Genomic DNA, 17,057 nt, shown 5'->3' on the forward strand with positions numbered 1-17,057 from the left:
TGGACTACTTATTATTTTTTTCCATCTCCGCAAAGGTTTGGATTTTCCCGCTATCTTCCCATTTCATGACTCGGGCATCAATACGCTTCCATGTGGTACGAACAATTTCAGACATTTCATCTTTATGCTCATCAAATGCAGCGCGTGATGACTTGATGTATCGAGCTGCCACTTCGTATGCCAGCTGTTGCTTCGATCTACCATCCTTTGCTGCCGTACCATGAGCCCACATAAGCTCGGTGGCACGGTTCATTGCAGGCACTGAGACATCCCAGTTTGATCTGTTGTTTCCAGCTAAATTTGAGTTAATTGCAATACATTTAAGATAATTTTTTTGCTCATCATATGCTTGTGCGAGGAGTTGCTGGATAGCCGTACGTTCTTTGGTGTGCTCCTCCAGATAGAGTACCCCTTCTTCGACCACCTTGTTCCAGTTACCCTGCTTAGCATAGATCTGAACCATGCTTGAATGCGCTTTAGCACGATTTTTCTTAGTAGTGTCCTTTTGCTTGATGACATCTTGCATCATTCCGATGGCTTTAGTCATCTCAGCATTGCTTCCAGCTCTACCGTAGATATCGGCAATACCAAACTCTGCAGATATACGGCCATTAGGCTGCGTATGTTTCAAGCGCTCTTGGTAATATGGCAGAGCCTGGCGAGGAGCTGAGGATTTAGTACGAAGATAATCACCTATACGGATAAGAACAGAATCGGAGAGTTTTTCCACAGGATAAGCAGTCTTCAAGTCCTTGAAGGTGGCATTGATGCCAGCTTGGATACGGCTTACGAGAGCTTCATTTCCTTCTTTAGAGGCAATTTTTAAACTTTTTTCATAAACCCCAATCACAGCAATACGAAGTAACGCAAGTGCTCGGATATTTTTTTTATCTATACCTGGGAAGGTATAGTAATGCAACTTCAAGTTACTTATTGCATTTGACGGTGAGATTTTCTTTTTTTCCTGTGCCTGAAGATAATATACTGTGTATGTAGCAATAGTCTTTTCCAAATTCGAAAATTTCTTACGCTCTGCCATATCAGTAATCGCAAGCTGAAGATTAGATAAGGCTTCGTCATCTCGTCCAGCTTCAATCAAAGCCGGCATACCAGCAACTGCGAGCAGTCCTTTAAAAGGCGAGTTTTGGTGATTTTTCCAGAAACGATCATAGTACGGAAGAGCCTCTTTCATATTAGCATTAGGCTTTTTATCAATTTTCTCTGCACCGAGGAGGTTTACCAGCCGGTAAAGTGACTCACCCTGATTCACATCACTGTCACTATCCTCAACAGAATCACATACCTTGAGAAAATATTTCTTAGCCTCATCAAGTTGTCCCATATTCTGTAAAATACTGCCTTTAAGGTTGTATGCCGTATTTGCAACATTTGACTCATGAAACTCGGATTCGATACGTGCAATGTTTTCCAATGCTATTTCATCTTCCCCCTTGTAGGAGTGCACATTTGCTAGATCATTGAGGGCATAGGCTAAAAATACGTTTTTTGTAGAATCTGGGTACGTTTTAAGGAATTTTTTCAACTTCACACCCGCCTGATCCCACAACTGTAATTGGGCCAGATTTGAAGCTTCAAAGTAATTAGCGGAAATACTATATTTACTCTTCTCATATAATTTGAGGTGCTCTTCCAGGTGAGGGCGAGCTTCAGCGAATTTCCCTAAGTAGAACTTTGAGCCACCCAAAACGTGCAGGCAAATATCGTGCAGAGGAGATGGCTTCGGCAAGTCAGCTATCATTTCACCAGCGATTAACTCACTTTCTTCATATTTACTATTCGCAAAGAGTAAAGAAAGCATCATATTTGCTGCAGGTTCACGGTACTTACTCTCTGGATATTTCGCGAGAAACTTTTGAGCATAACCCACAGTAACGGAAAGTTCATCTGCCACCGCCGAAGTCCGTACTAAGTTGTAAAGGTTCACCTCACGGCGGGTTGAATCGCGAAAATAGAGTTCGAGTTGCTCATATGCTCGGTATGCTCCTCGTACATTACCGTTAGATTCGTGAGTGAAGGCCAAAGCGCTGAGAGCTAGCACTTCTGGAGGGTCGCCGGAACGATCTTTATCGCGCAAATCGCTGTACCACTTGCTGATCCGTTCCTTAGAGATAAAATCGGAACCTTCTTTGATTGCTAAACCAGGATAAAGCGCGAGCTTTTCCTTAATCCCGCCTAAGTCGCTCAGAGCAACTTCAGTGCCTGGAATCAATGCGAACAGACTATATGCAGCCTGTTGCATGTCAGCAGTGAGAGCATCCGTCGCCAATTTCTGGAAAAAGGGACCAAATTGCACCATCTGGTATGGCCGCAGAGTGATTGCCGAGCGGTTTTGATTGAGAAAATCAATGAGAGCGCGCTCATTTTTGGTTGCAATCATAGCCCTTGTGAGAGCTTGGAATGCTGAGACAATAGCCGTATTTGGAGTTTTCCAACGGTCTTTATTCTTCAGAGATGTATCAAAAAATACGATCCCTTCCTTGATCTGTGGTTCATCGAGTCTGAAGTGACAAATCGCCATATTAATCTGGTACATCCCTCTGTTGAACTTATCTCGAGGTCCTCGCTCAGCGATGAATTTTTTATAGCTAGTAATGGCTTCCTCGTACTCCTCTAACGCCTGGTGTGCTTGGCCTTTACAAAGAAGCGATTTCTTGTGGTAAATATTCTTACTTTTGTCATCCGACGGGATTGCATAAGATTTTGTAAACGATTCTTTCGCAAGGCTAGAATATTCAGCGGCCTTGGCAAGGTTCTCCTCGCCTCCAAGCCCCTTAAAATTCGTTGCCATCTTTTGCTCAGCATAACCTTTATTGTAATAAATGATCCCAAAACGTCCGCCAAAAAGACGCTTACCGCGGTCGCCGCCGTAGGATTCAATAATTTTAGCGAAAATTCCTTGCGCTTGTTCCCATTTTTTTTCATTCATTGCTTGGATCCCTAGGGGTACCGCTTCCTGGATATCTTGAGCGCTTACTTGTGTTGGGGCCATACCAACGAGTGACGCCCCAGCTAGAGTAAAGGCGATTGTTAGAGAATGATGAGTTTTCATGGGTGTCTAAGAAAAAATTGAGTTTTGAAAAAAGGCGTGATCCGAGGAACGCGCCCTAAAAAGGCACTATTGTTATGAGTAGTAGTATAACGCTACTAAGTGAGAGTTTATTAGCAATAAGTGCAAAATTAGTCATTGGAGAAATCCGTGAAGGTGACTTTCTGAATTTCTAAACCAACGAGGCAGTTGAGCACGTCAATGACCGATTGCTGAGACGCTTCACCACGAACAGCCACCTGAACAAGTGGGTCCTCGTTCGCGGCAGATGCTCCATCTTTATAGATCAGAAGCCGTTGCGCCAAAAGCGGCAAATTACGCCTCGCGCCTGATGCCGCGAGATCGAGACTTTCTTCTTTATTCACTAGGATGGATCCATTATCCAGAATTTCGATAAGCATCGGCTTAAGATCTGGCGGAGTATCCGAGGGAGCTTGAGACGGCAAAGTCATGCCGAGGTCACTCTCACGTGGTTGAATCGTCGCCGTCACCATGAAATAAATGAGGAGGAGGAAACACACGTCAATCAATGACGAGATGTCCAATTCTGGTTCATCATCTTCTGGAACGAGTCCTTTTTTACGTCTGGACATAGTATTCTAAATTTTTATTGGGTTTTCTAATTCTCGAAGTCAAACGCTGAGAAAATAACACTATCAACACCGGCCAAGGCTGCAGCCTTGATCACCTTCCGTGTATACTTGAACACAGACTCCCTATCACCACGAAGGTGGAGACGTGGATCAAAACCTTGGTTATCATACTTCTCCTTGAACGCTTTAACGTATTCAGTGATGTCTTCATCAGTCTCTAATGGGCCATCCTCCACATCGATTGGGTAGATAGTTCCATCGGAGCGTACGTTGACGACGATACGTCCGCGCTTCTCTTCAGGCTGCTTCGCATTGTAGGCTACAGAGGGCTTCACCTTGGCGTCCATTTTCACCACCATCGGTGTGGACACCACGATGAAGAAAACGAGGAGCAGGAAAACCATGTCAATCATTGGTGACATGTCCATCTTCGCTTCGTCCTCTTCGCGGGCGCTGAGTTCTCTTAGTTTATTTGACATTGAAATTCCTAGTTCGTAATTACGATTGAGGAGACTAGGCGCAGCTTCATAGAGTTACTGCGCCACCATTCGTGTCGCCTTATCGAAGGCTTAAACGGCTAGACCCTCAGGAATCTTAGCAAGATGTGCTTCACCGTTCACAGTCTGTACAGAAGCATTGATAAGTTCCTCAGCTGTTTGGTGACAGTCCGCTACGAGGTTGTTGTAGCGAGATTTAAAGAAGAAGTAAGCGATCACTGAAGCAATCGCAATCACTAGTCCCCACATAGTTGTAAGAAGCGCAATCGAGATATCTCCCGCAAGTTGAGATGGATCAGCACCAGCTTGCTCCAATGTGGCGAAGGCTGCGATCATACCGAACACTGTACCAAAAAGACCCATCATCGGAGCGGACTGAGCCACCAGTGAAATAAGGTTGATCCAGATCATCTGCTTGCGGTTCTCGTTGATAGAGAAATCAGCAATCGCATCTTCGACGGCATCACGCCCAAGAGTTTCAGGCTGAGTAGCATCGATGTTAGGAAGGGAATAGGCAAGCATACGGCCAAGGTAGCTTGGGTGTGATGCTCCAAGCTCGATAGCCGAGCGAACACGGCAGTTGAGCATGTGATCGAGGAGAGCTTCTTTGAGATCATCAGGTGCAAACTTTGCCTTACCGAGGTTGATGAAGTTATAGACGCTCAAGCCCATAAGTGAGAGAATGCCGACAGCAACAATGAACCAAGTCAATGGACCACCATCTAAAAAGTAGGAGTCCAATGCACTTTTTTCATTTTTTGCGGCAGTGTCTTGGGCAAACAATGGAGCAGTTGCTAGCAATGTTGTGAAGAGAGTAATTCCAGCTGTTCTAAGCGGTCGAGGCGAAAGATGTTTCATAGTTTTATCGTGGGTGCGTGGGTCTAGGTGTGTGTCTAAATGACCTATTGAATCATAGTAGATTCGTGATTCTCTTAATCGATCGTCTCTAGTAAAGAAGTAATTTGGGAAATAATCTGAAAACCTCGCTCACTTACCCACGTAGGACCCATAAAATTTGTTTAAAATAGGTGACTTACACCGTTTCCAAGCGACCGTATATTTTTCAGAAAATATACATTCACAACTCTAACCGTTGGTAGTGCTTAAGTAAAGTTAACAAAACTTTAGGGCGTTTTTTCTATTTTTTGGTAACAACTGGCGATTTTCTCAGCGGAAAAAGTGTGGAGCAAAACCCACAAACAGTCCCATCACAACCACGTGCTGTGCAGGCGTCACGACCATAAAAAATGATCTGTAAATGAAGCTTATTCCATTTCTCTCTGGGGAACAGCCTCTTAAGGTCGGCTTCGGTCTTCTCGACATTTTTTCCATCAGTCAGCTTCCACCGCTGGGCGAGCCGGTGGATGTGTGTATCCACAGGAAATGCCGGCACTCCAAACGCCTGAGCCATCACCACCGAGGCGGTCTTATGACCCACCCCGGGCAATGCCTCCAATGCGGCAAAATCTTGCGGCACCTCACCAGCATGCTGCTCCATCAAAATCTTAGAGAGGCCGGCAATGGCCTTCGACTTTCTTGGTGACAAGCCACAGGGCCGGATAATCGCTTGAATATCTTCGACGGCGCACTGGGCCATATCTGACGGGTTGTCAGCTAACTCAAAAAGAGCAGGAGTGACGGTATTCACCCTTGCATCCGTGCACTGAGCCGAAAGCAAGACCGCTATCAGCAAGGTGAATGGATCTTTATGATCTAACGGGATTGGAGTCTCCGGATAGAGCTCTTCCAACCGATGCATCACCCACTCAGCCCTCTCTGCTTTCAACATAAAAGAACACATATCCAATGAGCCTTCACTTGCCAAGGCTGGAGCAGCACCTCTCTCTACAAAAAAATACTGCCGCTCTAGAATAATCCAGAGCGGCAGTATCTGCTATGATTTAGCCCTTCACCATGAAGGGCCGAAAATTATTTTCTTAGAAGAGGACTGCCTCTTCCAGCTTGGCATATTTACCAGTATTGAGCTTCTTTACGATCGCTGTATGCATTCTCTTACAATGCCAATAACCTCTGCGACCGGAGAGAAGTCGGCGACTGCGCTCATAACTTCCCCATTGCACCACAGTCACTTCCACATTGCGAGACCCCCACTTGCGCATCATTGATAGGGTCGGCTTATAAATGTCGATTGTGTTTGTTCCAGCAAGAGAGGAGCCATAGTCATCCACCACGTAAAGGTAGGGCAGCCCTTTGATACGGAACTTCGTACCCAAAGGATACACCGACCAGTCGGCGGCAGCGCTGCGCACCTTATTGTTAAATATCAGAGTTGTTCCTGCGGCATTCATCTTGCCAGGAGCGCCAGGCTCATTCTCCATGTGTGAATAGGATGTTGTGCGGACGTGACGACGACGCTCACTGTCCTTATAAGTCACCATCCCGTGCTTATCTTTAGTACGCCCAGCATCTTTCGCTACTAGTTTGGAACAAGGGGCGTGTGGCATCCCCTTCACCACTTTCTTAGAACCCGTGGCCGAATCGGCTTGCAGTGCGCAACTGGAAAAAGCAGCGCTCGCTACCAATCCCATTGCCGTCTTAAAAAGTATGCTCTTCATAATCATTGCTGATAAGTTGTTAGGTTTAGTTCATGGGATGTTGACTACCAACAAGTCCCAATCCCCTCTCGGGGGCGACTTCTAGGGGTGCCGACACATTGGCGCAAATCTTTTTTAAGACGGCAGGACTCGATTCCACCCAATATTTACAGCTCCAAGCGCAACAAGCCCCGAAATATCAATACTTCCATGGACTTTCTAGAAATGTGAAAAAAATGCATTTTTCTGAAAGATCCGAGCATAATCGCCGTTTAAAGTATTCCATTTTCAGAAAATAGTCCGTCACCGGAGCACGAAAACACTATTTTAGCATCTCTTGTACTTCTGCTGGGATGAGGCTCGCATCCGTCGCCTCATCCGCTGCGATCCGCATTTGGAAACGCAAAGTCTCTAGAGAAACGGGTGGCCTGTATTCTCTCAGGCATGCCATTAGCGCCTCTTTATCCGTCAGACTCTCAGTCATTTTCACCCGATACGCTTTCACCGCCAGCGTCTCGGCAGCACCTGCTGTGAGCAACGGCGGAATCACCCCCTCGAACTCACTGAAATCTTCCTCATTCACCACCACTCCCTTTCGCTTGCACAACGCACGGATAAGAGAGAATCCCTCCTGCGAGTTTAGAGAAGGAAACAAAGGAATCTTCACATCAATGCGCCCAGGGCGCTTGAGATCCACCTCTATCAAATCTGGTCGGCTCGATGCCAGCACCCACATGATTTTCCCTCGATTGCGAGTATTCGACATCTCCTTTGCCATCATGGAATACACACGCGATGAAACCCCCGAGTCACCAGACCCACTATCACGCTTGCCTAATGCCTGATCCGCCTCATCAACAAAAACAATACAACGCCCTAAAGCATGCAGTAATGTAAAGATTTTCTCCAGATTCGCCTCGGTTGACCCCACCCACTTGTCCCGAAAATTACGCATCGTGACGACAGGCACACCGGCTTCACCAGCCAAACATTCCGCTAGATAGGTCTTGCCCGTACCCACCGGCCCACAAACTAGGTAACCCATCGGCATAGCCTCTAGCTCGCCTTGGTTCCACAGGGAGATATCCTGCCGCAACCACTTCTTCACTCCGTCCAGCCCTACTATATCTTCTAGACTTCGGTCCGGCTCAACAAAATCGATCAGCCCCTTGCAGTCGCGCTCGACTAGTTGCTTCTTCAGCTTCGCTAGACTCTTATCGTCGAGAGCCCGTCCATCATGGCTGCTACGGCGCAACAGCTGCTCCACCGACATCAAAGTCGCCCCGACCAAGCGCTCCGCCACTTGCTCTAATTTCCCATCATAGTTAGTGAGAGCACTCCCGCAGTCCGCCTTTAAATACTCTAGAGCAGCGTGAATAGCCTCTTGATCCGGCAAAGGCACATCCAGAGCACACACCCGGCTACTCTCAGACACCAACGGGTGCAGTCCATTGAGATTCTCCGACACCAAGAAGGCTGCTTGTCCAAAATCCGGCAACTTCGCCTCCGCCGCCCAGCCTCGCAGCAGCGAGGCCATCGAGCTCAAATCGTAGTTGAGTAAATTCGGCAGCGCGGGGCAAACCAAATGCGCCTGCTTCACCACCACCGCCACTCGTGGTGCTTCACGCCCCATAATCTTGAGATTCCTACAATACTGCATGTAGTGAGTCATCAGACGAATAGCCGGCAAGGGGTGATGCGGGATGTCTGGAGTCTCGTCCAGCGATGGCCACTTTCTAAAGATATCGCCACCACGTTCCACCCGCATGCCAAAGCCAAGATCATAGCTCAGCACCACATCAAACTTTGGCAGCAAACTTTCCTGGATAAAATCTCCTAAATTCCCCAGCTGTCGCTTCCTTCCACCGTGACCTAACATCACACTATCGTGCACATTGCCGTGTAACACAAAGCACCCAGCCGTCCCACTCTCATAGGACGCTATCACCTCTTTTGACCAACTAGGAAGTTTCATCACCCCTACAACCTCACCGATCACTCCCCCATTCGGCAACTATAATCTAGCAGAAGATTTGCAAGCCCAATGGGTGAAACCCATTTCCTACCGCGAAATAAACGAAATTGACGAAAGCTGAATAGATCTCAAATCTTGCGCAGCTGCTCTGGACTGCTAGTGGCTCGACACCGCTCTGCGGCAGACTAAGCTAGCCGCAGCATCCAGTAGGTGTCTCCCCTTCGAGACTCTTCCACAGTCCATTCATTTTTTATGAAATCACTCAAACTACTCGCACTCATTTCCTGTCTACTCAGCATCGCCAGCGTGGATGCTAAAGACAGCTCGGACACACATAAGAATATTCTTTGGATCTATGTCGAAGATCTCTCACCTTGGATCGGGGCTTACGGTGACGACATCAACAAAGAATCCACCCCAACCTTAGACAAACTCGCCGCCGACGGCGTGCTCTTTGAGCGCTGCTACACACCAGCTCCGGTTTGCTCCGCCACCCGTTCCGCTATGATCACCGGCGCCATGCAGACCACTAGCGGCACCCACAACCACCGATCATCCCGCGACAAAAGCGCCCTCATCCAGCTACCAAAAGGCTGGAAAACTCTGCCACAGATTTTTCAAGAAAATGGTTACGCCACCTTCAACCGCGGCAAGGACGACTACAACTTTGATTACAAAAGATCTGAGCTCTATTCCATCGGCAACGGACAAAAGAAAGGAATCGCCCAGAGAGGCACTGGCAATTTCAGCGAACTCCCCGCCGACAAACCTTTCTTTGTCCAGATTCAGCTAGCTGGTGGGAAATCCAGAATCAAAAATGGAGCCGTCAAAGCCGACGACATCGAGGTTCCTCCCTATTTCCCCGACACCCCAGTGTTCAAAAAATGGTGGGCGCACCACTACAACACAGTCCGCAAGACAGATGCTGATGTGAAGCGCATACTTGCCGAGCTTGAGCAATCTGGACGCGCAGCCAACACCGTCGTCTTTTTCTTTTCGGACCACGGCAACAACCACTCTGTCCGCCATAAACAATTTTGCTACGAAGGCGGAGTCCGCGTGCCACTCATCGTAGCTGGGGCTGGTCTACCAAAGAACCAGCGCCGTAAAGACCTCGTCTCAGGTCTAGACATCAGCGCTGCCACACTGGCCATCGCCGGCATCGAAGCTCCTGCATGGAGCGAAGGCAGAGACTTATTCTCCAAAGACCACCAGCCTCGCAACCACGTCATCTCCGCCCGTGATCGCTGTGACTACACCATCGATGTCACACGCACCGTGCGCACCGAAAAGTTCCGCTACCTTCGGAACTTCAAGACCGACCGCATTTACCTCCAACCACAATACCGCGACTCCAAGGACTACATCAAACAGCTCAAGAGCATGCACGCAGCGGGTAAACTCAGCGAGCTGCAGGAGAAAATCTACTTTAGTAAGCGCCCAGAGCACGAACTCTACGACCTAGAGAAGGATCCATTTGAAATCAACAACCTCGCCACCGACCCCAAACATGCCACAACTCTCCAACAGCACATCTCTATCCTAGAAAACTGGCAGAAAGAAACTGGCGACAAAGGCATGCAGCCAGAATCCCCAGCCGGACTCAGAGCCGTCTACAACCGCTGGAAACAGAAGTGTGTGAATCCAGAGTTCGATCAATTTAAAAATTAGCTCCATCAATATGCTCAAAAAGAATTTAAGCTTCACTCTACTTTGCCTACTCAGCTCCCCAGCCTTCAGCGCATCTGAGAAACCGAACATCGTCTTCATCCTCGCCGACGACCTCGGCTACGGTGAACTAGGATGCTATGGCCAAGAGAAAATAAAGACCCCTAACATCGACCAACTCGCAGCCGAGGGCATGAAGTTCAACTACCATTATTCCGGCGCGCCCGTCTGCGGTCCAGCCCGCTGTGTGCTCCTCACTGGAAAAAATCTGGCCCACGCCGAAGTCCGCAATAATGGCGAAATAAAGACCAAACCAAAGGGCAAAGAAGCATTCTACGGTGGCCAGACGCCGCTCTCGCCAGAGGCGGTAACCATCGCTGAAGTTCTCAAAGAACAAGGCTATGCCACTGGCGGCTTTGGTAAGTGGGGGCTCGGAGCCACATGGAGCACTGGCTCACCTATCAAGCAGGGATTCGACCGATTCTACGGCTACAATTGCCAGCGCAACGCCCACAGCTTTTACCCTGCCTACCTCGATAGCGACGAAGATCAAGTCACCATCAACAAGCATCCTATTCCAGGTCGCGCACGCCAACCAAAGGGAGAAGTGCTCGCTGACACCTACCGTGCAGAGAGCTACGCACCTGACCTCATTCTCGACGAAGCCGTCAAATTCATCGGCGCAAACAAAGCCAAGCCCTTCTTCCTCTACCTGCCATTCGTAGAGCCACATGTCGCCATGCAGCCTCACCAAGAAGACATCAATAAATACCCTAAATCATGGGACACTAAGCCGTACCGCGGTCAGCAAGGTTACCTCCCCCACCCACGCCCACGCGCTGGCTACGCTGCCATGATCACGGACCTAGACAACCACGTCGGCACCATCGTCACCAAACTCAAAGCCGAAGGCATTTACGATAACACCCTCATCATTTTCACCTCAGACAATGGGGCCACAACGGATGAGGGCGGAGTGGACACCCAGTTCTTTAATTCAGTAAACGACCTCCGCGGGCGTAAAGGCTCAGCCTACGAAGGCGGCCTCCGCGTTCCCATGATCGTCCGCTGGAAAGGCCACATCGAAGCTGGGACCACCAACGACACGGTCAGTTACTTTCCTGACTGGTTCCCCACTCTCACTGACATTGCCGGCGCTGATATTTCTAAATCCGACGGCATCAACCTCCTGCCAGCCTTTTCAGGCCAGCCAGTAGCCAAGCGAAATGAACCCATGTTCTGGGAGTTCCACGGCTACGGCGGCATCATCGCCATCCGCGACGGCAAATGGAAAGCCATCCGCCGCGGGATAAAATCAAAAAAACCAAAGAACTGGGAACTCTACGACATCCAGTCAGATCCCAAGGAAAAACACGACCTCGCGAAACAGAACCCAGAGCGCGTCCAATTGCTCGAAAAATCTTGGCTCACCAGTCGCACCGTGAACCAAAAGTTCCCACTTCCACTGGTCGACAAAAAGTAATCGAGCCACGCCCTCACTTTCTGCGGATTCACAAAGCGTGTTCAGAGCTGAGTAGATCAGTTGAGATGTCTAAAAAACGACACTCCTCAAAAAGAACACTTTCCCTGCTTGTCATCATTCAAACCAACACCTAGGAATACTCCCTACAAACCCTATGAAAATTGACCATCCTCGAGCGCACCGACGCGCATGCCTCCGCCTAGTACTCATTTTGTTAGCTATCTGGTTTTCTGTGAGCCTCGGCTGCGGAGTGCTTTTCCGTGATTGGTTAGATCTCAATATGCCTAACGTTGGCACTGCTCCCTTCGGTTTCTGGATGGCGCAACAAGGATCCATCATCAGCTTCCTCCTCATCCTCTTTGTTTACGCCTGGAGAATGAACAAGCTCGACGCAAAACACGGCTACGCAGACGAAGACGAATAACGTCGCTTTTTCACTGCTTTTCCCAATTTCCACCTGACTATTTCAATGAACCAAGATCAACTCAACTTCATTTTCATCGGCATCACCTTCGCGGTGTATGTCACTATCGCCCTGCGTTCGCGTGCAGGATCCACTAAGGAATACTACACCGCTGGTGGTGGCGTATCCCCACTCGCCAATGGCATGGCAACTGCAGCCGACTGGATGTCAGCAGCCACCTTCATCTCGATGGCTGGTGGAATTGCAGCTTCTGGTTACGACGCCTCACGCTTCCTCATGGGTTGGACTGGCGGCTTCGTGCTACTCACAGTTCTGATGGTTCCTTACCTCCGTAAATTTGGCAAAGCGACTGTCCCAGACTTCCTAGGCGACCGTTATTATTCCAAGCTCGCTCGTGGAGTGGGCGTGGTTTGCGCGATCTTCATCTGCATGACCTACATCATGGGGCAGATGAATGGAGTAGGCGTGGTTTTCTCACAGCTCTTCGGTATCTCGCTTACTAAGGGTGTGCTCATCGGTGGCACTATCGTTTTCTTCTATGCTGGCCTCGGCGGCATGAAAGGCATCACTTACACTCAGGTGGCTCAGTACTGCGTCATGGCATTTGCCTACACCATCCCCGCGATCTTCATCGCCATAGCGATGACTAACAACGTCATCCCTCAGCTCGGACTCATCGGCGAGTACACTGCAGGAGCTGGCGACCCCGTCCCCTTCCTTGAAAAGCTCAACACCATCAACACCGATCTAGGCTTCAGCCGATTCACCGATGGCAAGATGAGCACCATCGACATGTTCTGTGTCACCGCAGCGCTTATGTTTGGTACTGCTGGTCTGCCGCACGTGATTGTTCGCTTCTTCACTGTGAAAAACGTCAAAGCTGTACGTAAGTCCGCTTGCTGGACACTTCTCTTTATCGCAGTGATCTACCTCACGGCTCCAACAATCGGAGCGTTCGCCCGCGTCAACCTCATCGAATCGCTCCACAATACCTCGTACAAAGAAGCTCCAGCCTGGCTCGGCAACTTCGAGGAAACCGGCCAGATGGCATGGGTGGACAAGAATGGCGACGGCAAGATCCAGTACTTCGGCCCTGAGAAGTTAGATGAAAACAATAAGAAATACGGGAGCAACAAAGTATTCCAAGCCAAAAAGCCAATTTATCCACCGGAGGAAACACCAACTGGTCAACTCATTGGAGTTCATGGTGAGCGCTTACTCGCGGTCAAAGCCGACATGTCTAACCCGAACGAACTATGGTTCGGTAAAGACATCATGGTGATGGCTAACCCGCAGATGGCTGGCCTTCCAAAATGGGTGATCGCTCTCCTCATGGCTGGTTGTATCGCAGCGGCGCTTTCCACTGCTGCTGGACTTTTGTTAGTTCTTTCTACTTCGATCTCACACGATTTGATGAAAAACATCATCAAGCCGGATCTCAGTGATAAAGAAGAAGTGCGCTACGCTCGTATCGCATCATTCGTAGCACTCTCGGTCGCTGCATGGTTCGGTATCAACCCACCTTCCACGTTTATTGCAGAGACAGTGGCTCTCGCCTTCGGTCTCGCCGCCTCATCCTTCTTCCCGACTTTGCTCATGGGTATCTTCTCAAAGCGCGTCAACAAAGAAGGAGCGATCGCAGGTATGGTCTGTGGAATCGGCTTCACCATTGGATACATCGTATACTTCCAATTCCTCGATGGTCCTAAAGACCAACTCCTCCTCGGCATCAGCCCTGCAGGTATCGGATTCGTTGGCATGCTCATCAACTTCACAGTGACCTTCATCGTCTCCGCCTTCACCCCTGCTCCTCCGAAAGAAGTGCAGGACATGGTAGAGTCCATCCACATCCCATCGGATGCGGGGGACGCCAGCCACTAACACTATCCTCTAATAAAACAAAAGCCGCTGTGATCTCTAGGTCACAGCGGCTTTTTTGTGTAGGTCAAAACCCTACTCGATTCTCTGACCTTCGACACTCCTCTCAGTGCCCAAAGCTGGTAGGTTTACTTACCTCGACCCTGCTTAATATCATCAACTTTGCGACCGAGCCTTTTATCGATAGCTTCGATAAACTTCCAAGGACAACGCTTGCGCTGATACTTACGGAAAAGAATATCACGGAGGGCCTGCCAATGCTCTGTGGTCGGTTCATGAATGTCTCCCCACTCAGCAGGAGCACTGCGTGATCCCTTCATTGCTGTCGCAAATCGCCATTCTTTAGCGAAATATACAGCCTTATACAGACGAGTTCCCTCTTCTGTATCCTCATTCCAATCGTGTCGCTCGTGTCCAGCCATGGGCTAATTGTCAGTATTTAATCCACAAAATCAACATCAATCGCGCTTCATCCAAGTAGCCACGAGCATCGACCCTATGACTAACATGCCGCCAACGATCAAACCCCACCCCGCGGACTCGCCAGGCAAAAAGAGCAGCGACTGGAGAACGCCAGACACCGGAATAAGGAAACGGCAACTCGCTAACAATGGCACAGGGTACTGGGTAGATAGATGATTCCAAACCGCAAATGCCAGAGCTGAAACGAGAGCCAACCAAGCAGTCACAACGATGACGTAGCCATCAAACAACTGAGTGATGTGCTCCCAAGCAGGCACAGCCACTAAGCACAACCCCACACCTCCGAGGAAGAGGGCAAACCCAGTAGCGGCGCGCGAACCCATCGTAGCTTTTACTTTAGAAACGACAATAATACCGATAGCACCAAAGAAAGTAGCGAACATGATGCAAATGGCACCGAGCAGAGGCTCTCCAGCTCCCGCTCCAGGAGCATAGACCGCTAGCGCCACGCCCATGGCGCCAACTACCAAAATCAACCATTGCCTAAGACGAGGCCAAACAGTGCCTAACATCACTGGAGCCAATATCATCCACCAGAAACTTCCCGTCGATGCCATCAAAGCTGTGAGGCTGCCGCTCGAGAGTGAGAGCCCCAAGTAAAAGAAAAGATACTGCAGCAAAGTTTGGCTTACCGCCAGCAGAGCTACCCACCTCTTAGGCGTCGCCTGCCATTCTGCCCACGGTTTTTTAGCAATCAGCAACAGCCCTAAACCCGCCACGGTAAAACGCACCCCAGCGAATAACCAACGGTCGAAGATGTTTACCTCGATCCCAGATTCTGCCCAATGGCTGTAGACCATCTTGATCGTAGGGAACGCGCTGCCCCAGAGCAATGCGCACAGCAAGACCGGGAGGAAAACAAAATAGGGCGAGCGCTTCATCTGCTGCCAAGCTCACCCCACCTTTGTGAAGATGCAAGGAGGAATAGGTCTCAGTAAATTTCCCGACCAAAGGCAGCACACGCAGCCTGTAAAGAGTCTGTAAACCAAGCTGTTTCATGTATTTCCCTACAGATATTCATGCTACAAGTGATTGTTATGAAAAATTATTTACCGCTACTCACCCTCTGTGGTCTTAGCCCATTTTTGAATGCTTATGAAATGCACGAATGGGGAACATTCACCAAAGTCTCAGGATCAGACGGCCGCACGCTAACTGGACTACACACAGAAGAAGAGCACCAGCCACCCTTCGTCTATTCACATGTAGGAATAGCTCCACAATCGGGAAACCTCTGTGCCTTTGTTAATCAGTTACCTCAAAACTATTCCTTTGGTGGTCGATCCACTCAAAACGAGAATCAGATGTTAGTTGTTCAAGGAGAGAACAAGCAATACTTTCCGTTATTCTCGAAGGGGATGCACCAGTCCCTACTACAGAATGTTACGGTAAAAATGGAAACACCCGTCCTCTATTTTACGGTGACGACACCCCAAAGGTGCATGTCAAAGTGGGGTTCAATGGCGGCACGATCAGCCAGTGGTATCCACAAAGAACTACAGGCGACACTCCCAACAAACTGACAGGCAAAAACCTCAAGATGAGCGAGGTTCTAGCAAAATCGCTCACTGGACGTGAGATGGTTATCAATGCCCCTATTGATTTTTCCAAACCCTACACTGGCGGGATCGAATGGGATGTGGAAATTCTCCCTAAATCCCAGGCTGACCCAGCATTCACATTCAAAGCAGAAGAAAATTACACCTGGATTTACCCGCGCGTGCCAGACGCCAACATGCTCAAAGTCGTTGACGAGTATGAAGATTTCTTATTCTACCGAGGGATTGGAAACTTCCAGCTGCCTGCCACCTTCAGTGTCGATTCCAATGAAACCCTCAAGGTGCAGAACAATAGCAAACAAGCCATCCCATTCGCCTTTGCTTTCGAAAATATAGGCGGAAAATTCCGCTATAAAAATTTAGGCCGCGTTGAGCCTAACCAGGCTGCTCTGGTGGCTGAAAACGAATGGATCACACCAAAGAATCCACAAGTCGAAGTCTTCCAACAAATGCGCCAAGGCCTCGTCGCCCAAGGCCTCAGCACAGATGAAGCCAATGGAATGGTAAAAACTTGGTGGAAATCCTACTTCAACAAGCCCGGACTCCGCGTCTTCTGGGTCGTCCCTCAGTACGACCTCGAACAAGTCTTACCCCTCACGCTCGACCCAAAACCTGAGAAGAGCGTGCGCGTCATAGTTGGCAGAGCAGACGTACTGCGACCAAAGTTTGAACAAGCTATGGTCGCTAGTCTCGGCACAAAAAACTTCTCCCAGTATAGCCAAGATAGATTTTATCTTCCCTATAAAAATAGGTTAGAGCAATTGATCAAAGAGCCAGTCTTCACCAAGTTCGACAAAGATAACCTCTCACATGTCTATCTCCAAGTGACGGCTAAAAAAGGAGATTCTGCGCAAGGAGAGAACCTCTATCTCAAT

Annotated in this window: 15 protein-coding genes; 6 read left to right on the forward strand and 9 right to left on the reverse strand. The window is 49.0% G+C overall.

Annotation, left to right across the window (positions count from 1 at the left end; all coding sequences use genetic code 11):
- Window positions 1-4: 4 nt before the first annotated feature.
- From BSZ32_RS06880 to BSZ32_RS06910, 7 genes are all read right to left on the reverse strand, one after another.
- Entirely contained in the window at window positions 5-3,070 is a 3,066-nt protein-coding gene (locus tag BSZ32_RS06880) for a tetratricopeptide repeat protein (protein ID WP_129589636.1), read from the reverse strand.
- Between the two features lie 128 nt (window positions 3,071-3,198).
- A complete protein-coding gene (locus BSZ32_RS06885) occupies window positions 3,199-3,660 on the reverse strand; it encodes an ExbD/TolR family protein (RefSeq protein ID WP_105042758.1) in 462 nt (153 codons plus the stop codon).
- A 26-nt stretch (window positions 3,661-3,686) separates the two neighbouring features.
- On the reverse strand, window positions 3,687-4,139 hold the full coding sequence (locus BSZ32_RS06890; protein ID WP_105042759.1) for an ExbD/TolR family protein: 453 nt from the start codon (window positions 4,137-4,139) through the stop codon (window positions 3,687-3,689).
- Between the two features lie 90 nt (window positions 4,140-4,229).
- Entirely contained in the window at window positions 4,230-5,015 is a 786-nt protein-coding gene (locus BSZ32_RS06895; protein ID WP_105042760.1) for a MotA/TolQ/ExbB proton channel family protein, read from the reverse strand.
- A gap of 280 nt (window positions 5,016-5,295) precedes the next feature.
- Window positions 5,296-5,946: an endonuclease III gene (gene nth / locus BSZ32_RS06900; protein ID WP_105042761.1), complete on the reverse strand. Its 651-nt coding sequence runs from the start codon at window positions 5,944-5,946 to the stop codon at window positions 5,296-5,298.
- Between the two features lie 148 nt (window positions 5,947-6,094).
- A complete protein-coding gene (locus tag BSZ32_RS06905; protein WP_165788701.1) occupies window positions 6,095-6,733 on the reverse strand; it encodes a 3D domain-containing protein in 639 nt (212 codons plus the stop codon).
- 301 nt (window positions 6,734-7,034) lie between these two features.
- Window positions 7,035-8,687, reverse strand: coding sequence for an ATP-binding protein (locus tag BSZ32_RS06910; RefSeq protein WP_129589637.1), 1,653 nt, complete (start codon window positions 8,685-8,687; stop codon window positions 7,035-7,037).
- Between the two features lie 252 nt (window positions 8,688-8,939).
- Here BSZ32_RS06910 and BSZ32_RS06915 point away from each other — a divergent pair, with 252 nt between their 5' ends.
- From BSZ32_RS06915 to BSZ32_RS06930, 4 genes are all read left to right on the forward strand, one after another.
- Window positions 8,940-10,358: a sulfatase family protein gene (locus BSZ32_RS06915; protein WP_105042764.1), complete on the forward strand. Its 1,419-nt coding sequence runs from the start codon at window positions 8,940-8,942 to the stop codon at window positions 10,356-10,358.
- A 10-nt stretch (window positions 10,359-10,368) separates the two neighbouring features.
- Complete coding sequence (locus BSZ32_RS06920; RefSeq protein WP_105042765.1) at window positions 10,369-11,838, forward strand: arylsulfatase; 1,470 nt, start codon at window positions 10,369-10,371, stop codon at window positions 11,836-11,838.
- Window positions 11,839-11,992: 154 nt separating this feature from the next.
- Window positions 11,993-12,262, forward strand: a complete 270-nt coding sequence (locus tag BSZ32_RS06925; protein ID WP_105042766.1) for a DUF4212 domain-containing protein — start codon at window positions 11,993-11,995, stop codon at window positions 12,260-12,262.
- Between the two features lie 45 nt (window positions 12,263-12,307).
- Window positions 12,308-14,143 (forward strand): sodium:solute symporter family protein, encoded by a 1,836-nt coding sequence (locus BSZ32_RS06930; RefSeq protein WP_105042767.1) that lies wholly within the window; start codon window positions 12,308-12,310, stop codon window positions 14,141-14,143.
- Window positions 14,144-14,268: 125 nt separating this feature from the next.
- Here BSZ32_RS06930 and BSZ32_RS06935 read toward each other — a convergent pair whose 3' ends face one another.
- Both BSZ32_RS06935 and BSZ32_RS06940 read right to left on the reverse strand, forming a co-directional pair.
- On the reverse strand, window positions 14,269-14,562 hold the full coding sequence (locus tag BSZ32_RS06935) for a hypothetical protein (RefSeq protein WP_105042768.1): 294 nt from the start codon (window positions 14,560-14,562) through the stop codon (window positions 14,269-14,271).
- Between the two features lie 36 nt (window positions 14,563-14,598).
- On the reverse strand, window positions 14,599-15,504 hold the full coding sequence (locus tag BSZ32_RS06940; RefSeq protein WP_105042769.1) for a DMT family transporter: 906 nt from the start codon (window positions 15,502-15,504) through the stop codon (window positions 14,599-14,601).
- 156 nt (window positions 15,505-15,660) lie between these two features.
- Between BSZ32_RS06940 and BSZ32_RS18320 the strand changes: the two genes are divergently transcribed.
- Window positions 15,661-16,146, forward strand: a complete 486-nt coding sequence (locus tag BSZ32_RS18320; RefSeq protein ID WP_129589638.1) for a hypothetical protein — start codon at window positions 15,661-15,663, stop codon at window positions 16,144-16,146.
- A 17-nt stretch (window positions 16,147-16,163) separates the two neighbouring features.
- The coding region (locus BSZ32_RS18745) for a hypothetical protein (RefSeq protein WP_165788702.1) at window positions 16,164-17,057 on the forward strand (894 nt) is incomplete at its 3' end.

Origin of the sequence: Rubritalea profundi (assembly GCF_002954445.1) — a bacterium.
Taxonomy (GTDB): domain Bacteria; phylum Verrucomicrobiota; class Verrucomicrobiia; order Verrucomicrobiales; family Akkermansiaceae; genus Rubritalea; species Rubritalea profundi.